The following is a 13,084-nucleotide window of genomic DNA, read 5'->3' as shown; positions in this document are numbered from 1 at the left end:
GCTCCACTGCGGCCCATGCAGCTACGCATCGGCAACGGATACGACATCCACCGGCTCGTGCCGGGCCGGCCGCTGATCCTGGGCGGCCAGCGGCTGGAGCATCCCGCGGGCCTCGGCCTCGACGGCCACAGCGATGCAGACGTGCTGGTGCACGCGATCATCGATGCCCTGCTGGGGGCCCTTTCCCTGGGCGACATCGGCCTGTATTTCCCGCCAGAAGACCCCCAGTGGCAGGGGGCCGACAGCCTGGTGCTGCTGGAGCAGGTGGGGGCCCTGGTGGCAGAGCGAGGCTGGAGCGTGGTGAATATCGACAGCGTGATCGTCGCCGAGCGCCCCAGGCTCAAGCCCCACATCGGGGCCATGGGCGCCGCCATCGCCGCCCGCATGGGGCTCTCGGCCGACCAGGTGGGCGTCAAGGCCACCACTAACGAAAAACTGGGCGCTGAAGGACGCGAGGAGGGGATCTCCTGCCACGCCGTGGCCCTGTTGCAGAAATGATTGGGGGGCTGGCGAGGTTGCTGGCCCTTGGGCTGTGCCTGGCCATGCTGCTGGCCGGCCATCCCGACAGGGCGATTGCAGGGCGGGATGGCCCCGACGGCGGTTTTGAGGTGGCCGTGGTCGAGCACCTGCGCGTGAAGGTGCCGGCTGAAGCGCGCCAGGAATGGATCGCCGCCGAAGCGAACAGCTGGGAGCCCTGGCTGGCCCAACAGAAAGGATTCCTCGATCGCCAGTTGCTGTGGGACCCCGCCACCGAGGAAGGCACGCTGCTGATTCGCTGGGCCAGCCGGGAGCAGTGGAAAGCAATCCCACCGGCTGAGTTGGATGCGGTGCAGGAGCGCTTCGAGCAGGCGGCCCGCCAGGCCACCGGTAGGCGCCAGGGCAATCCCTTCCCCCTGGTGTTTGAAGGGGAATTGCTACCGCCATGAGCAGCTCCATGAGCAGCGCCATGAGCAGTGAGCACCGCCTGGATCTGGGCCGCCGCCAGCGGCTGGGGATGGTGGAGGCGATCTGGGGCGAAAACAAGAGCGCCGAGCAGATCGCCCGGATCCTGATCGCCACCCACGCCGCCGCTGAACTGGCGCTCGCCACCCGCATCGAGCCCGCAAAAGCCCATGCCGTGGCCCTCGAGCTGGGGCCCAACCTGGCCGAGGAGCTCCAGTTGCAGCACCACCTGCAGGCCCGCTGCCTCACCGCCGGCAGCCTGCCGAACCCCGATCCCAGCCGGGGCCGGGTGGCGGTGCTGGGCGGCGGTACCAGCGACCTGCCGGTGGCGGCGGAGGCCCAGCTGGCCCTGGCCTGCCACGGCATCGCCACCGAGCTGGTGCTCGATGTGGGCGTCGCCGGCCTGCACCGGCTACTAGATCGGCTGGAGGAGCTGCGCAGGGCCCCTGTGCTGATTGCCTGCGCCGGCATGGAGGGAGCCCTGCCGACGGTGCTGGCCGGCCTGCTGCCCCAACCGGTGATCGGCGTGCCGGTGGCAGTGGGCTACGGAGTGAGCGCCGGCGGTATGGCGGCCCTCAACGGCATGCTGGCCAGCTGCGCCCCAGGGCTTCTGGTGGTGAACATCGACAACGGCTACGGCGCCGCGATGGCTGCCCTGCGCATCCTCAACAGCCAGCTCCCAAATGGGGTAGCTGTTGACTCATCAATCCGTGGAACTTAAAGATGTTGCAGCTGGGGGTAGGCGGTGAGCAGTTCTTCGGTGCTCAGCACCTCACCGGCACCCTCTGGTTGCCAGATCACCTCGATCGCAATCAGGTCGTCTGCGCCCACCGCGCCTAGTTGCTGGAGTGCATCCCGCAGTTGATCTGCGCTGCCGGCCCCCTTGATGTTGAGGCGGTTGCGACTGGCCACCAGCAGGGTGATGGCGATGAAATCGCTACTGGCGTCGCTCTCGCCTGAAACAACGCTGGCATCGTTGAAGCGCTGGCCGGAGACATTGCTGGTCACCTCGCGCTGCAGCTTGCTGCGTTCGCCCATCGAGAGACGGTTGAAGGTGGCTTCGGCACTGGCGAATGGCACCTGGCCCACTTCGGCGTTGGCATACACCCAGAGATCGGGGTTGCGCAACATGGCCAGAGTGGTCTCCTGCAGCAATGCCTGCAGGCCTGCCGCACGCCCGGTGTCGGCGCTACCTGCCAGCCGTCGCAGGTCCCGTTGGAGGTCGCGGGCCGAGGCCAGCAGACCAACCTGCAGCTGGCTGATCGTCACGGGGCCATCCGGCCTGCCGTAGCCGAGCTCGGAGCCGCGGCCAGCGGGCAGGGGCCCAGCCTGGCCACCACCGCCCTTAATGGCATTGAGAAGCAGACCCACCACGGCCATCAGCACCAGGAAGCCAAACAGGCCGCCGCCGCCGAAACCGAAGAGGGGAATCAGGAAGGGGAAGCCAATGCCGCCACCGCCATAGCCGCCCCGGTAGCCCCCGTTAAGGCCACCGCCACCCCCGTAGCCACCCCCGCCGTAGCTGCGGGGCATGGAGGGTGCCGAGCGGAAGCTGCCGCCACCGATACGGCCGCCGCTGGCAGCCCAACTGGGGCTGGGATGGGCCAGCAGGAGGGTGAGGGCCAACACGGGTACAACCAGCAGGCTGGCGCAGCGCCGCAGAAGGAAGGGGGTGGAACGCGCCAAGGCGCTTTAAGCAGATAGAAGGAATCTAGGAACCACCACCGACGATGGTGACCACTTCCAGTACGTCGGATTCCACCACCAGCTGCCCGGTCCAGGCCGAGCGGGGCAGGATCGTGCCGTTGAACTCCACCACCACAAGCCGGGGCTGGTAACCCAGCTGGCCGAGGGCTTGCTCCAGGTTGAGACCGGCGGCACAGCGGCGCGCTTCGCCATTTACCACCAGCGTGATCATCCCCTGGCCTCAAGCTCTGCCAACAGGCCGGCAGTGGCCGCCGCGGGATCGGCCGCCGCGGTGATCGCCCGCACCACCGCCACCCGGGTGCCGCCAGCGGCCCGCACGGCCGCCAGGTTGCTGGCATCCACCCCACCGATAGCGAAAAAGGGGATCGGGCTGGCCGCCGCGGCCTGGCGCACGTAGTCGAGGCCCACGGGCTCACGGCCCGGCTTGGTGGGAGTGGCGTGCACGGGGCCCACCCCCAAGTAGTCACAGCCCTCGCTCACCGCCTGCTGCAGCTGGGCCAGGGCATGGGTGCTGCGGCCGATCAGACGATCGGGGCCAAGCAGCTGGCGGGCAATGGCCGGTGGCAGGTCCCCCTGGCCCAGGTGCACCCCGTCGGCCTCAACTGCCAGGGCGATGTCGATCCGGTCGTTGACCAGAAACAGGGCGCCGTGGGCGGTGCAGAGCTGACGCAGGGCGCGGGCCTGGCCGAGCTTCTGCAGGTCGTCGAGGCCGGCGGCCTCCTTGGCCCGGTATTGCACCAGGCGCACTCCGGCCCCGAGGGCGGCGGCCACCACCCCCTCCAGATCGGCCACCGGGGAGGTGACTAGGTAGAGCCGGCAGCTGGCCAGCGCCTCGCGCCGCCCCACCCCGCCAGTGGCGGCGAGGCGACAGGCCTGCAGCAGATCGACTTCCAGGTCGTAGAGCAGGTAGCGCAGGGTGGCGGCCTCCTCGGCCAGCTCCGGATCGCTGCTGCGACCAAACTCCTCCAGCACCCGCAAAGCCTCCTGCACCCGGCCCGCATTGGCACCCACCACGGCACTGGGGCTGCGGCGCTCCGCCTGGGCCGGGTGGCCCAGGCCGGCGGCCGGATCGGTGGCCGTATGGCGGGCGAATTTGTAGCCATCCCGGTGCAGCCGGCCCAGCCGCTGGCGCATGTCCTTGGTGCGGGCCACTAGATCGCCCCGGTCGAGGCCGAAACGGGCCCAGTCCTCGAGCACCCGCAGACCCTCCCGGGCCCGGTCCAGGTTGGCGTCGAGCAGACGATCCCGGGCGGAACGGTCAAAGCTGTCTGGTTCAAAGCTGTCTAGGGTGGAGTCCATCGCGCAGGGGCCAATGGCAGGCGAGCCGGGCGGAGTGGACAAGGCCAATTCCGACAACCCGATGCTGGTGCTGATCTCAGGGATTCTGCTGCTCGGCGGGATTGCCACCTTCATCGGCTGGGGCCTCACCCACGCCTACCCCGCCCCATAGGGCGCGGGCCCGGTCGGCGTCGGCAGCGATCTGGCTGCTGAGGTCTTCGAAACTGGCAAAGGTCTGCTGGCGACGCAGCAGCTGCAGGGGCTGCACCTGCAGCTCCATGCCCACAAGCTCCAGGCGGCGATCGAGCAGGTGAACCTCCACCGCCGAGGGGGCCATCGGATCCACCGTTGGCTGGGGGCCGAGATTCATCACCGCCGGCAGCGTCGGCCCCCCCGCCACTGACACCGCCGCGGCGTACACCCCCTCGAGGGGGAGAAATTTGCGCCCGTCCACCTGCAGATTGGCGGTGGGCCAGCCGAGGGTTTTGCCCAGTCCCCGCCCTGGCACCACCAGGCCTCGGAAGCGATAGGGCCGCTCGAGAAGCCGGTGGGCCTCCGCCACATCCCCCTCGGCCAGCGCTCGACGGATGCGGCTGCTGCTCACCCGCTCCGGGCCATCCCAGAGCATGGGCAGCACCTTCACATCGATGCCGTGGCGCTGGCCGATGGCCGCCAGGGTCTGGCTGTCGCCGCAGCGGCCGGCCCCGAAGCGGAAGTTATCCCCCACGGCAATCCGCCTGGCCCCCAGCTGGTCCAACAGCACCTGCTGAACAAACGCCTCCGGGCTGAGGGCGGCCAACTCCTGGGTAAAGGGCACCAGCACCAGCTGCTGAATGCCGAGCGGCTCGAGCAGGTGCAGCTTCTCAGCGGGCAAATCCAGGGGCAGCCGCGCCTCCCCGTGCAGCACTTCGCGCGGATGGGGCCAGAAACTCACCACCGTTGGGACGGGAGTGGGCACGGCAGCTGGCGTGGAAGCGGGCAGATCCGTGACCGAGGCAATCACCCTTCGGTGGCCCTGGTGCAGGCCATCAAAGCTGCCAAGGGCAATGGCCGTCGGCCGGCGGGCTTCCTGGGGGGATCGCAGGGGTATCAACGCTACGGAAACCAACGGCAACAGAAGCCAAATCGATCTTCCCATGGCACCTTTGGGGCACAAACCGGCACTGGCTGCATGGCTGACCGCCTCGACCTACAGCTGATCGCTGCAGCCCTGCGGCGCATGGGCTGGGTACGCCTCTGGGCCCAGGTGGTGCTGGCCGTGGTGGTGGTCGGCGTCCTGCTGTTCAACAACATCGGCGGCCGCTTGGCAGCCAATTCCTCCCGGGCCCTGGGCCTGGGGCCTGGGATTTCGCTGACAACCCTGGCCTTTCTGCTGCTGCTCTGGTGCATCTGGCAGAGCGGGCTGATCGTGCGCTGCGGCCGGGCCCTGAATTCTCCGGTGCGGCCCAGCAAGGGCGAAACGGCCAAATTGATCAAACGGGGCCTGCTTGCCGATTTGGTGGGTCTGAGCCTGGCGGTGATTGGCTATCAGTCCCTGGCCGGCAGCTTGTTTGTGCAGGCCTCCCAGCAGGTGCCGGGGTTCTTCGGTGCCCAGATCCAGGCAACCCCCGGGACCGCGGGCCGGTTGGTGGGGCTGCCGATCACCTCGATTGAGATGCTGTCCGTACTGGGCAACACCCAGGTGCTGTTTGCCCATCTGATCGGGCTGTGGATCAGCCTCTGGCTGCTGCAGCGGGTTTACCGCTCCACCTGAGCCAGCAGACCACTCAGATCCGGCAGGTCGCGGGTCACCCCACGCCAGAAGATGTCGGGTTGGAGCGGGGTCAGCGAAGGGGCACCGGTATTGATCTGGGCAACATCGGTGGGCCAGCTTTCTGGCCCGGACACCTGGGCTTCGAGGTCATTGACCACCTCCCCTGCCAGCCAGTAGTAGGTGTGCCCGCGGGGGTCCACCCGCTGCTCGAACTGGTCGGTGTAGCGGCGCACCGCCGAGCGACACCAGCGCAACGGCCCGATCGCCTCGGGGGGCCGGGCGGGCACGTTGAGGTTGAGCAACATGTTGTCGGGCCAACCCTCCGCCAGCATGCCCTCGGCCACATCCAGGGCCAGCCTGGCCGCTGCCGCAAACTGACGCCACTGGAAGTCGGCGCTGCTCACCGCCAGGGCGGGCAGGCCCTCGATCGTTCCCTCCATCGCCGCGCTGACGGTGCCGGAGTAGAGGATGTCGGTGCCCAGGTTGGGCCCGTGATTGATGCCGGAGAGCACCAAATCCGGCCACTCATCAAGGAGGGAAAAGAGGGCCAGCTTGACGCAGTCGGAGGGGGTGCCACTGCAGGCCCAGGCCTGCACTCCGTCATCAAACAACTCATCGGCCCGCTCCGCCCGAATCGGGGTCTGCAGGGTGAGGCCATGGCCGGTGGCGGAGCGCTCCTGGTCTGGACACACCACGCTCACCTGGTGGCCGCGGGCCAGGGCTGCATTGGCAAGGGTGCGGATCCCCTCGGCGAAAACGCCGTCGTCGTTGCTGATCAGGATCCTCAACGGTGCCATCGGTCGAAGGGCGATCTCGCCGCAACGTAACGGCCCAGCGCTGGGGCGCCTACTTAAAGTCTCGACTCCCTCCGCACCTGCCGTGAGCGCCACCGTGTCCCTGCAGCAGCTCACCGACCAGCTTGTGGCGCTTGAAAGCGAGGCGGCAGCTGAGATCTCCGCTGCCACAACCGCCGCCGAGCTGGAGGAGCTGCGGGTGGGCCTGCTGGGCAAGAAGGGGCGCCTCTCCGGCCTGCTGGGGGCCATGGGCAAGTTGCCCGGCGACGAACGGCCCCTGATCGGCCAGCGGGCCAACGTGCTCAAGGAGCAGGTGCAAAGCCTGCTCGGCGAGCGGCTGAATGCGGTGAAAACCGCTGCCATGGCAGAGCGCATCGCCCGGGAGAGCCTGGATGTCACGGCCCCCTGCAGCTACACCCCAGCGGGGCATCGCCACCCGCTGATCAGCACGATCGAAGAGATCGTCGACATCTTCAGTGGGCTGGGGTATCGGGTTTCAGAGGGGCCTGAGATCGAAACCGACCACTACAACTTCAGCGCCCTCAACATCCCGGAGCACCATCCGGCCCGGGATATGCAGGACACCTTCTACCTGGGGGAGGGCCGCCTACTGCGCACCCACACTTCACCGGTGCAGATCCGCTACCTGGAACAGAACCCTCCGCCGGTGCGGGTGGTCGCCCCTGGCCGGGTGTATCGGCGCGACCCGGTGGATGCCACCCATTCGCCGGTGTTCCACCAGGTGGAGGTGCTGGCCATCGATGAGGGCCTGGATTTCAGCCACCTGCGCGGCACCGTGACGGCCTTCCTGCAGCAGTTTTTTGGCGACTTGCCGGTGCGCTTCCGGGCCAGCTACTTCCCCTTCACCGAGCCCAGCGCCGAGGTGGATGTGCAGTGGCGGGGCCGCTGGCTGGAGGTGATGGGCTGCGGCATGGTCGACCCCGCCGTGCTCACCGGCATGGGCCTGGATCCGGAACGCTGGAGCGGCTTTGCGGCGGGCCTGGGGGTGGAGCGGTTCTGCATGGTGCGCCACGGCATCGATGACATCCGCCGCCTGTACACCAGTGACCTGCGCTTTCTGGAGCAGTTTTAGGACAACAGGAGCCCTGGGGCGAGCTAGCTGAAACTGGGCCCATAAACTCAGGCAACTCCCCGCCCCCCGATCGGTGCCCCGCGTCGGACTGATCGTGAATGACGGCAAGGGCGTGGCCCTGGCCACTGCCGATGCCATCGAGGCCCGATTCAAGGCGGCCGGCTATGGCGTGGTGCGGGTGAGCAGCTCCGGCGGCATGGTGGGTTTCGCCAACCCAGACCAGCACCTGCGCAGCCGCGGCTATGCGGCCTGCGTGCCGGCAAACTTCGCCCCCGACCTCAGCCTGGCCGTGGTGCTCGGCGGCGACGGCACCGTGCTCTCGGCCGCCCGCCAAACCGCACCCATCGGCGTGCCGATCCTCACGGTCAATACCGGCCATCTGGGCTTTCTGGCGGAGGCCTACCTCAACGAGCTGGAGGCGGCGCTGGACCAGGTGCTCAGCGGTGAGTGGACGGTGGAGGAGCGCACGATGCTGATCGTCAGCGTGATGCGCGGCGAGCAACGCCGCTGGGAAGTGCTCTGTCTCAACGAGATGGCCCTACACCGCGAGCCCCTCACCTCGATGTGCCACTTCGAGATCGCCATCGGCCGCCACGCCCCCGTGGACATCGCCGCAGACGGCGTGATCCTCGCCACCCCAACGGGCTCCACCGCCTATGCCCTCAGCGCCGGCGGCCCGGTGATCACGCCCGACTGTCCCGTGCTGCAGCTCACGCCGATCGCACCCCACTCGCTGGCATCGCGGGCCCTGGTCTTCAGCGACCGGGAGCCGGTGACGGTGTTCCCAGCCACCCCCGAGCGGCTGATGATGGTGGTCGATGGCAGTGCCGGCAGTTACATCTGGCCCGAAGACCGGGTGCTGGTGCGACGCAGCGAGCAACCGGCCCGCTTTGTGCGCCTGGCAGACCACGAGTTTTTCCAGGTGCTGCGCAACAAGCTCGGCTGGGGGTTGCCCCATGTGGCCAAACCCGGCAACGGCATGGCCCCATGAGTGAACCGCTGATCCTGCTGGTGGGAAAGGAGGCTGAAGCCCTGGCCGCGCGGCTGGAGGCATCTGGATACACCTGCAGCACCCCTGCCCGCTCCTCTCCTTCAGCCGCCCCCGCCCCTGCAGCCCCGGCACCCGATGCGGTGCTGCTCTCCGCCGACCAGGCCGGCCGCATCCCGGCGTTGCGGGCCCAATGGGGCGACTTGCCCCTGCTGCTCGATGTGGGCGAGGACACGGTGGAGGCCCGGGTTCTCTGCCTCAGTTCTGGCGCCAACGACTTCTGGCTCTCCAGCCTTGGCCCCAGCGATCTGCTGATGCGCTTGAGGTTGCACCTGGACCGCAGCCGCCGCACCAATATTCCAGTCCAGCTACTGCAGGTGGCCGACCTGGTGGTGAACCCCAGCACTCGTCAGGTCAAGCGGGGATCGCGGCCTGTGGGCCTGACGGCGCGCGAATACCAACTGCTAATGCTGCTGCTGGAGCGCAAGGGCACGGTGGTGGGCCGGGACCTGATCCTGCGCCAGGTGTGGAATGACGACCAGGGCACCACCAGCAACGTGATTGAGGTGTATGTGCGCTACTTGCGCCACAAGCTCGAAGAGGGAGGCGAGCAGCGACTGATCCACACAATCCGGGGCCAGGGCTACTGCCTGAGCCAGGGCATGCCCCAGTTGGAGGGCAGCGCCTGATGGGAGGGCGGGGCTGGCAAGGGCTGGTGCCAGGCTTGGCTCTGTCTGGGGTGGCTCTGTCTGGAGTGGCGGCCCTGCTCTGCGGCTTCTCACCGCCGCCCCAGCAGCTGCCGATCGAGGCTCGCTGGTGCCTGGAGAACGGCCGTTGCATCGAGCTGGAAGTGGCCGATGAATCCCACGAACAGAGCAGGGGCATGCAACTCCGGGGGCCCCTGCCGCCCCTGCGGGGCATGTGGTTCCCCTACAGCCCGCCCTCCCTGGCCCGCTTCTGGATGCACCGCACCCCCGAGCCCCTCGACATGGTTTTTGTGCTGGGAGGCCAGGTGGTGGCCATTGAGGCCCATGCCCAACCCTGCATGAGCCTGCCCTGCCGCAGCTACGGCCCCGACCAGGCCGTGGACGGGGTGCTGGAGCTGGCAGGCGGCCAGGCCGAAGCACTCGGGATCAGGGTGGGCACCCCGGTGCGGATTGAGGCACTTGGGGGCCCGCCTACACCCTGAGCTGCAGCCGGGAGCCGTCCGGTTGACCAGAATCGGAAACATCCGAGCCGATGATCCCGTGCCATCCGCCGCGCCTCCCCCCCAGGGCCGTTGCCCCCAGCGGCTGCGGGCTCCGGGGTGTCGCTCGGGGCACTGATGAATGTGCTGGAGGCCCTCAAGCGGCTCCAGCAGCGTGAAGGCTGGCTGGAGCGCTGCCGTGAGGTGCTGGCGATCGAGGCCCCACCGGCGGCGCTTTGGCAGCTGCTTCTCAATCTGCAGCGGCTGGCAGCCGCCCCTTCAGCACCAGCACCGGATTGAGCGGCGCTAGGCGGGTGCCGCCCGCTAAAGGCGCCCCCCGCCAGGCCTGGAGCTGGGCCACCGCCACGGCGCAGCCGGCCCGCTCCAGCGGGGGCCGCAACTCCGCCAGGGCCTCCAGTGTGGCTAGGGGGATCACCACCACGCCACCGGGCCGCAGCCGCTGCAGCACCGCCGCCAGCACGGCCGCCCGCTCGCGGCCGCCGCCGCCGATCAGCACCCGGTCGGGATCGGGAAGTTGCGCCAGGGCCTCGGGAGCCCGGCCCTCGCTGATCCCCGCCGGCTCCACCCCCAGCCGCTGGGCGTTGGCAGCGATCAGGGCTGCAGAGCCGCCCCGGGCCTCCAGGGCCCAGAGCTTGAGGCCAGGCCGCAACCGCAGGGCCTCAAGCCCCACCGAACCCACGCCAGCGCCGATATCCCAGAGCACGCCGGCCTCCGGCAGCTCCAGATCGGCCAGCAGCTGGATGCGTACCTCGCGCTTGGTCATCAGGCCGGGGCGGTCGTCGTGCTGGAGAAAGAGGCCGTCGTCGAGGCCGAACAGGGGCAGGGAAGCGGGGGTGACGGGAGCGGGGGGCTCGGCGATCAGCAGCACTAGGTGCAGCGGATCGCAGTCCAGGGGCAAGGGGGCCCCGGGGGCCAGCCGCTGCACCCGCTCCGCCGGATGGCCCAGCCGCTCGCACAGCCAAAAGGCATAGGCCGCCTCCAGGCCTGAGGCCGCCAGAATCCTCCGCACTTCCTCGGGGCCGCCGCGGCTTGGGTCGGTGAGCACCGCCAGGGCACTGGGGCGCTTCTGCAGGGCGGTCGCCAGGGGTTCGGGGTCGCGGCCGTGCAGGCTGATCCAGCTGGCGTCCTGCCAGGGGCGGCCGAGGCGGGCAAAGGCCAGCTGCAGCGAGCTGGGGGCGGGATGAAAGCGCAGCTGGGCCGCCGGGAGGCGCTGCAGCAACAGGCGGCCGATGCCAAACCAGAGGGGGTCGCCGCTGGCGAGCAGGACGGCCGGGCGGCCCGCCGCCAGGGCCTGCTCCACGGCCCCGAAGATCAACTCCGGCCGGTCGCTGGCCAGCAGCTGGGGGCAAGGGCTCCCCGCTGAGATGCGCCCGGCCGCCTGCTCGGCCCGCCACCAGGGCTCCAGCTCCGCCAGCAGCCGGGCAGGAGCCAGCAGCAGCTGGGCAGCCCGCACCAGGGCCAGGCTGGGGGGCACCAAGCCGGCCAAACCACCGGCATCGGTGCCGATCACCTCCAACACGGCCAACTCCGCCAGGGTGTCCTTGCCAATGGAGCCATGATGCCCAGCCGAGAGCACCCCCGCCCGTCCATGAGCGACCGCCGCCAGCGCATCCACGACCTGGTGCTCGCCCTACTGGCCCAGCAACAAGACCTGGAGCTGCTGGCCGGGGATGGCACGGGCCTGCCCAGCGGGGATCCCGGCAACTGGATCGAGCGCAATCGCCGGGTGGTGCAGCGCTACCAGGCCCTGGTGCGCTCCGCCGTGACCCTCGACGCCCTGGTGGATCAGGAGGTGAATGGGGGCTTTCAGGCGCCAAAGCAGCCCGCTTCCTGATCTCGCAGACAATGAATTTTTCGTCGCGGTTCAATAACAGTGGTGGCGCTTACGGCACTCCTCACTGCGACCCGCTGCGCCTGGTGCTGGCGGGAGGCATGGGTTCCATCGGCGCAACCTCTACAGACTGCCCTGGGGCTTCGTGAGCTCAGCCCCGTTACCAGATCCGGCCGATTCGGTGGTGTGTACGTGCTTCAACCGGCCGGAAAAAATCAAGCCCGCGCTGTTCGCTGGCTGGCTGTAAATCCTGCGCCAGGTGCCGGACTCGCTGCTGTGGATCATCAACGACCACCCCCTGGTGGAGGAGCGGATGCGCGCCCGGCTGGCAGCGGCGGGTACCTGGAGAACCTGCTGGAGCGGCTCCTTGTGGTGGAGCCAGAGCATCGCGACGCAATGGATGCGCACTAAAATGCTTGGCCCTGGAGCATGCGCACCACCCTGGAGCTGCCGGATCCGCTATTCGCACGGCTGAAAGCCAGGGCGGCTAATGAGGGTGTCACCCTCAAGCAATTGCTGTGCAGCTACGTGGAACAAGGGCTCGGCGCCGCAGCCACCCGCGCCGAGCTGAAGCGGTCCGCAGCAACCCTGCCGCGCCTGGACGGGTCGCTGGCAATCAAGGGGCAGCAGCTCAGCAATGCCGGCCTGTTCGATCTGCTCGACCCGTGAGCACCACAGCCGATCTGCCGGATCTGAATGTCTGGTTGGAGTTGGTCTGGCCGAAACACAGCCATCACCAACATGCCTTTCACTACTGGGAAGTCCAGGCCTCTGATCAGGTGCTGTATGGCTGGCGCCTGGTGAGTTTCGATCGCTATTTCGAACGATTTGCAGGCCTGCAGAGGCTGCCGCTGCCGTGAGGCCATTGGGGCTGCAGCGATCGAGCCCCTGCGCAATCTCTCCTTCAGCGGCGGGCATCCTGCAGCGGGCAGCCATAGGCATGAAACGCCCCATCGGCGCTCACCAGCAGCAGCGATTCGCTGATCGACTGGGCCACGAGCAGGCGGTCAAACGGATCGCGGTGATGGAGGGGCAACTGCTCAAGCGTCAGCAGATGGGGAAGATCAAGCGGCAGGAGCTCGAAGCCGCACTCCTGAGCCCATGGAATCGCTTGGGCGGCCGAGAGCGGCATGTCGCTGCGAGTCAGGGCGTACTTGATGGCGATCTCCCAGAGCGACACATGGCTGATCAGCACGCTGCTGGCCTCGGTGGTGATCAGATCGCGGCTGCGCGGGCCCAGCCTGGGCTCATCACTGATCGCCCAGAGGAAGGCGTGGGTGTCGAGCAGGAGGCGCATCAGGGCTGCTCAAACAGCTCGGCGATCAGCGGATTGGCGGCATCGATCGAATCGGGAACCGTGAACTGACCGCGGGCCACCCCCAGACGCCGGGGCTGCGCAGCCCCCTGCAGGGCGGTGAGCCGCGCCACCGGCCTGCCGTTGCGGGCGATCACCACCTCGCTTGCCGCACCGGTTTCGATCGCCTCCACCAG

General features: G+C 68.6%; 20 protein-coding genes. 12 read left to right on the top strand and 8 right to left on the bottom strand.

Annotation, left to right across the window (positions count from 1 at the left end):
* Positions 1-15: 15 nt before the first annotated feature.
* The 3 genes from ispF to larB are packed head-to-tail and all read left to right on the top strand — an operon-like array spanning position 16 to position 1,663.
* A complete protein-coding gene (ispF, locus tag KBZ15_RS02355; protein WP_254930637.1) occupies positions 16-498 on the top strand; it encodes a 2-C-methyl-D-erythritol 2,4-cyclodiphosphate synthase in 483 nt (160 codons plus the stop codon).
* A complete protein-coding gene (locus tag KBZ15_RS02350; protein ID WP_255013043.1) occupies positions 495-926 on the top strand; it encodes a TIGR03792 family protein in 432 nt (143 codons plus the stop codon). The genes ispF and KBZ15_RS02350 overlap by 4 nt, the downstream gene beginning before the upstream one ends.
* Positions 923-1,663 (top strand): nickel pincer cofactor biosynthesis protein LarB, encoded by a 741-nt coding sequence (larB, locus tag KBZ15_RS02345; RefSeq protein ID WP_396123384.1) that lies wholly within the window; start codon positions 923-925, stop codon positions 1,661-1,663. Before KBZ15_RS02350 ends, larB begins: the two co-directional genes overlap by 4 nt.
* Here the strand turns inward: larB and KBZ15_RS02340 are convergent.
* The 4 genes from KBZ15_RS02340 to KBZ15_RS02325 form a co-directional block, all read right to left on the bottom strand.
* On the bottom strand, positions 1,660-2,628 hold the full coding sequence (locus KBZ15_RS02340) for a DUF1517 domain-containing protein (RefSeq protein ID WP_255013042.1): 969 nt from the start codon (positions 2,626-2,628) through the stop codon (positions 1,660-1,662). The two genes, larB and KBZ15_RS02340, sit on opposite strands and share 4 nt — an antisense overlap.
* Positions 2,629-2,653: 25 nt before the next feature.
* Positions 2,654-2,860, bottom strand: a complete 207-nt coding sequence (thiS, locus tag KBZ15_RS02335) for a sulfur carrier protein ThiS (protein ID WP_197151174.1) — start codon at positions 2,858-2,860, stop codon at positions 2,654-2,656.
* Entirely contained in the window at positions 2,857-3,948 is a 1,092-nt protein-coding gene (locus tag KBZ15_RS02330; RefSeq protein WP_255013041.1) for a thiamine phosphate synthase, read from the bottom strand. The genes thiS and KBZ15_RS02330 overlap by 4 nt, the downstream gene beginning before the upstream one ends.
* Positions 3,949-4,024: 76 nt before the next feature.
* A complete protein-coding gene (locus KBZ15_RS02325; RefSeq protein WP_255013057.1) occupies positions 4,025-5,020 on the bottom strand; it encodes a bifunctional riboflavin kinase/FAD synthetase in 996 nt (331 codons plus the stop codon).
* Positions 5,021-5,098: 78 nt separating this feature from the next.
* Here KBZ15_RS02325 and KBZ15_RS02320 point away from each other — a divergent pair, with 78 nt between their 5' ends.
* Positions 5,099-5,680 carry a DUF3611 family protein gene (locus tag KBZ15_RS02320; RefSeq protein WP_254930632.1) on the top strand — a complete coding sequence of 194 codons (582 nt, stop codon included), beginning with the start codon at positions 5,099-5,101 and terminating at the stop codon, positions 5,678-5,680.
* On the opposite strand, the gene surE is transcribed toward KBZ15_RS02320, so the two are convergent.
* Positions 5,665-6,477, bottom strand: coding sequence for a 5'/3'-nucleotidase SurE (gene surE / locus KBZ15_RS02315; RefSeq protein ID WP_197151177.1), 813 nt, complete (start codon positions 6,475-6,477; stop codon positions 5,665-5,667). The two genes, KBZ15_RS02320 and surE, sit on opposite strands and share 16 nt — an antisense overlap.
* 82 nt (positions 6,478-6,559) lie before the next feature.
* On the opposite strand from surE, the gene pheS reads away from it, so the two are divergent.
* The 5 genes from pheS to KBZ15_RS02290 all read left to right on the top strand — a co-directional run bounded on the left by pheS (position 6,560) and on the right by KBZ15_RS02290 (position 10,041).
* Positions 6,560-7,567 (top strand): phenylalanine--tRNA ligase subunit alpha, encoded by a 1,008-nt coding sequence (pheS, locus tag KBZ15_RS02310; protein ID WP_255013038.1) that lies wholly within the window; start codon positions 6,560-6,562, stop codon positions 7,565-7,567.
* A gap of 73 nt (positions 7,568-7,640) precedes the next feature.
* Positions 7,641-8,558 (top strand): NAD(+) kinase, encoded by a 918-nt coding sequence (locus KBZ15_RS02305; protein WP_254932489.1) that lies wholly within the window; start codon positions 7,641-7,643, stop codon positions 8,556-8,558.
* Positions 8,555-9,244, top strand: coding sequence for a response regulator transcription factor (locus KBZ15_RS02300; RefSeq protein WP_255013037.1), 690 nt, complete (start codon positions 8,555-8,557; stop codon positions 9,242-9,244). The genes KBZ15_RS02305 and KBZ15_RS02300 overlap by 4 nt, the downstream gene beginning before the upstream one ends.
* A gap of 50 nt (positions 9,245-9,294) precedes the next feature.
* Positions 9,295-9,744 carry a DUF192 domain-containing protein gene (locus tag KBZ15_RS02295; RefSeq protein WP_255013035.1) on the top strand — a complete coding sequence of 150 codons (450 nt, stop codon included), beginning with the start codon at positions 9,295-9,297 and terminating at the stop codon, positions 9,742-9,744.
* A gap of 90 nt (positions 9,745-9,834) precedes the next feature.
* Positions 9,835-10,041 (top strand): hypothetical protein, encoded by a 207-nt coding sequence (locus KBZ15_RS02290; protein ID WP_255013033.1) that lies wholly within the window; start codon positions 9,835-9,837, stop codon positions 10,039-10,041.
* On the opposite strand, the gene cbiE is transcribed toward KBZ15_RS02290, so the two are convergent.
* Positions 9,992-11,281: a precorrin-6y C5,15-methyltransferase (decarboxylating) subunit CbiE gene (cbiE, locus tag KBZ15_RS02285; protein ID WP_255013056.1), complete on the bottom strand. Its 1,290-nt coding sequence runs from the start codon at positions 11,279-11,281 to the stop codon at positions 9,992-9,994. The two genes, KBZ15_RS02290 and cbiE, sit on opposite strands and share 50 nt — an antisense overlap.
* A 69-nt stretch (positions 11,282-11,350) precedes the next feature.
* Here cbiE and KBZ15_RS02280 point away from each other — a divergent pair, with 69 nt between their 5' ends.
* From KBZ15_RS02280 to KBZ15_RS02270, 3 genes are all read left to right on the top strand, one after another.
* The gene (locus tag KBZ15_RS02280; protein WP_255013032.1) at positions 11,351-11,596 is read left to right on the top strand and encodes a hypothetical protein; all 246 of its coding nucleotides are present in this window, start codon (positions 11,351-11,353) and stop codon (positions 11,594-11,596) included.
* A 426-nt stretch (positions 11,597-12,022) separates the two neighbouring features.
* Entirely contained in the window at positions 12,023-12,262 is a 240-nt protein-coding gene (locus tag KBZ15_RS02275; protein WP_255013031.1) for a hypothetical protein, read from the top strand.
* A complete protein-coding gene (locus KBZ15_RS02270) occupies positions 12,259-12,453 on the top strand; it encodes a hypothetical protein (protein ID WP_255013029.1) in 195 nt (64 codons plus the stop codon). The genes KBZ15_RS02275 and KBZ15_RS02270 overlap by 4 nt, the downstream gene beginning before the upstream one ends.
* Before the next feature lie 44 nt (positions 12,454-12,497).
* On the opposite strand, the gene KBZ15_RS02265 is transcribed toward KBZ15_RS02270, so the two are convergent.
* Complete coding sequence (locus KBZ15_RS02265) at positions 12,498-12,890, bottom strand: type II toxin-antitoxin system VapC family toxin (RefSeq protein ID WP_255013027.1); 393 nt, start codon at positions 12,888-12,890, stop codon at positions 12,498-12,500.
* Positions 12,890-13,084 (bottom strand): type II toxin-antitoxin system Phd/YefM family antitoxin (locus KBZ15_RS02260; RefSeq protein ID WP_255013025.1); only part of this gene is annotated, 195 nt, incomplete at its 5' end. The genes KBZ15_RS02265 and KBZ15_RS02260, both read right to left, overlap by 1 nt.

Origin of the sequence: Cyanobium sp. BA20m-p-22, from assembly GCF_024346275.1 — a bacterium.
GTDB lineage: Bacteria > Cyanobacteriota > Cyanobacteriia > PCC-6307 > Cyanobiaceae > Cyanobium_A.
Note: the sequence above shows the minus strand (reverse complement) of the source record. Positions and strands in the feature narration are given on the sequence as shown.

What these genes read in the sequence shown, in the direction of transcription:
- ispF (WP_254930637.1), top strand. Translation starts at nt 16, where the DNA reads ATGCAGCTACGCATCGGCAACGGATACGACATCCACCGGCTCGTGCCG.
- KBZ15_RS02350 (WP_255013043.1), top strand. Translation starts at nt 495, where the DNA reads ATGATTGGGGGGCTGGCGAGGTTGCTGGCCCTTGGGCTGTGCCTGGCC.
- larB (WP_396123384.1), top strand. Translation starts at nt 923, where the DNA reads ATGAGCAGCTCCATGAGCAGCGCCATGAGCAGTGAGCACCGCCTGGAT.
- thiS (WP_197151174.1), bottom strand. Translation starts at nt 2,860, where the DNA reads ATGATCACGCTGGTGGTAAATGGCGAAGCGCGCCGCTGTGCCGCCGGT.
- KBZ15_RS02330 (WP_255013041.1), bottom strand. Translation starts at nt 3,948, where the DNA reads ATGGACTCCACCCTAGACAGCTTTGAACCAGACAGCTTTGACCGTTCC.
- KBZ15_RS02320 (WP_254930632.1), top strand. Translation starts at nt 5,099, where the DNA reads ATGGCTGACCGCCTCGACCTACAGCTGATCGCTGCAGCCCTGCGGCGC.
- surE (WP_197151177.1), bottom strand. Translation starts at nt 6,477, where the DNA reads ATGGCACCGTTGAGGATCCTGATCAGCAACGACGACGGCGTTTTCGCC.
- KBZ15_RS02300 (WP_255013037.1), top strand. Translation starts at nt 8,555, where the DNA reads ATGAGTGAACCGCTGATCCTGCTGGTGGGAAAGGAGGCTGAAGCCCTG.
- KBZ15_RS02280 (WP_255013032.1), top strand. Translation starts at nt 11,351, where the DNA reads ATGAGCGACCGCCGCCAGCGCATCCACGACCTGGTGCTCGCCCTACTG.
- KBZ15_RS02275 (WP_255013031.1), top strand. Translation starts at nt 12,023, where the DNA reads ATGCGCACCACCCTGGAGCTGCCGGATCCGCTATTCGCACGGCTGAAA.
- KBZ15_RS02265 (WP_255013027.1), bottom strand. Translation starts at nt 12,890, where the DNA reads ATGCGCCTCCTGCTCGACACCCACGCCTTCCTCTGGGCGATCAGTGAT.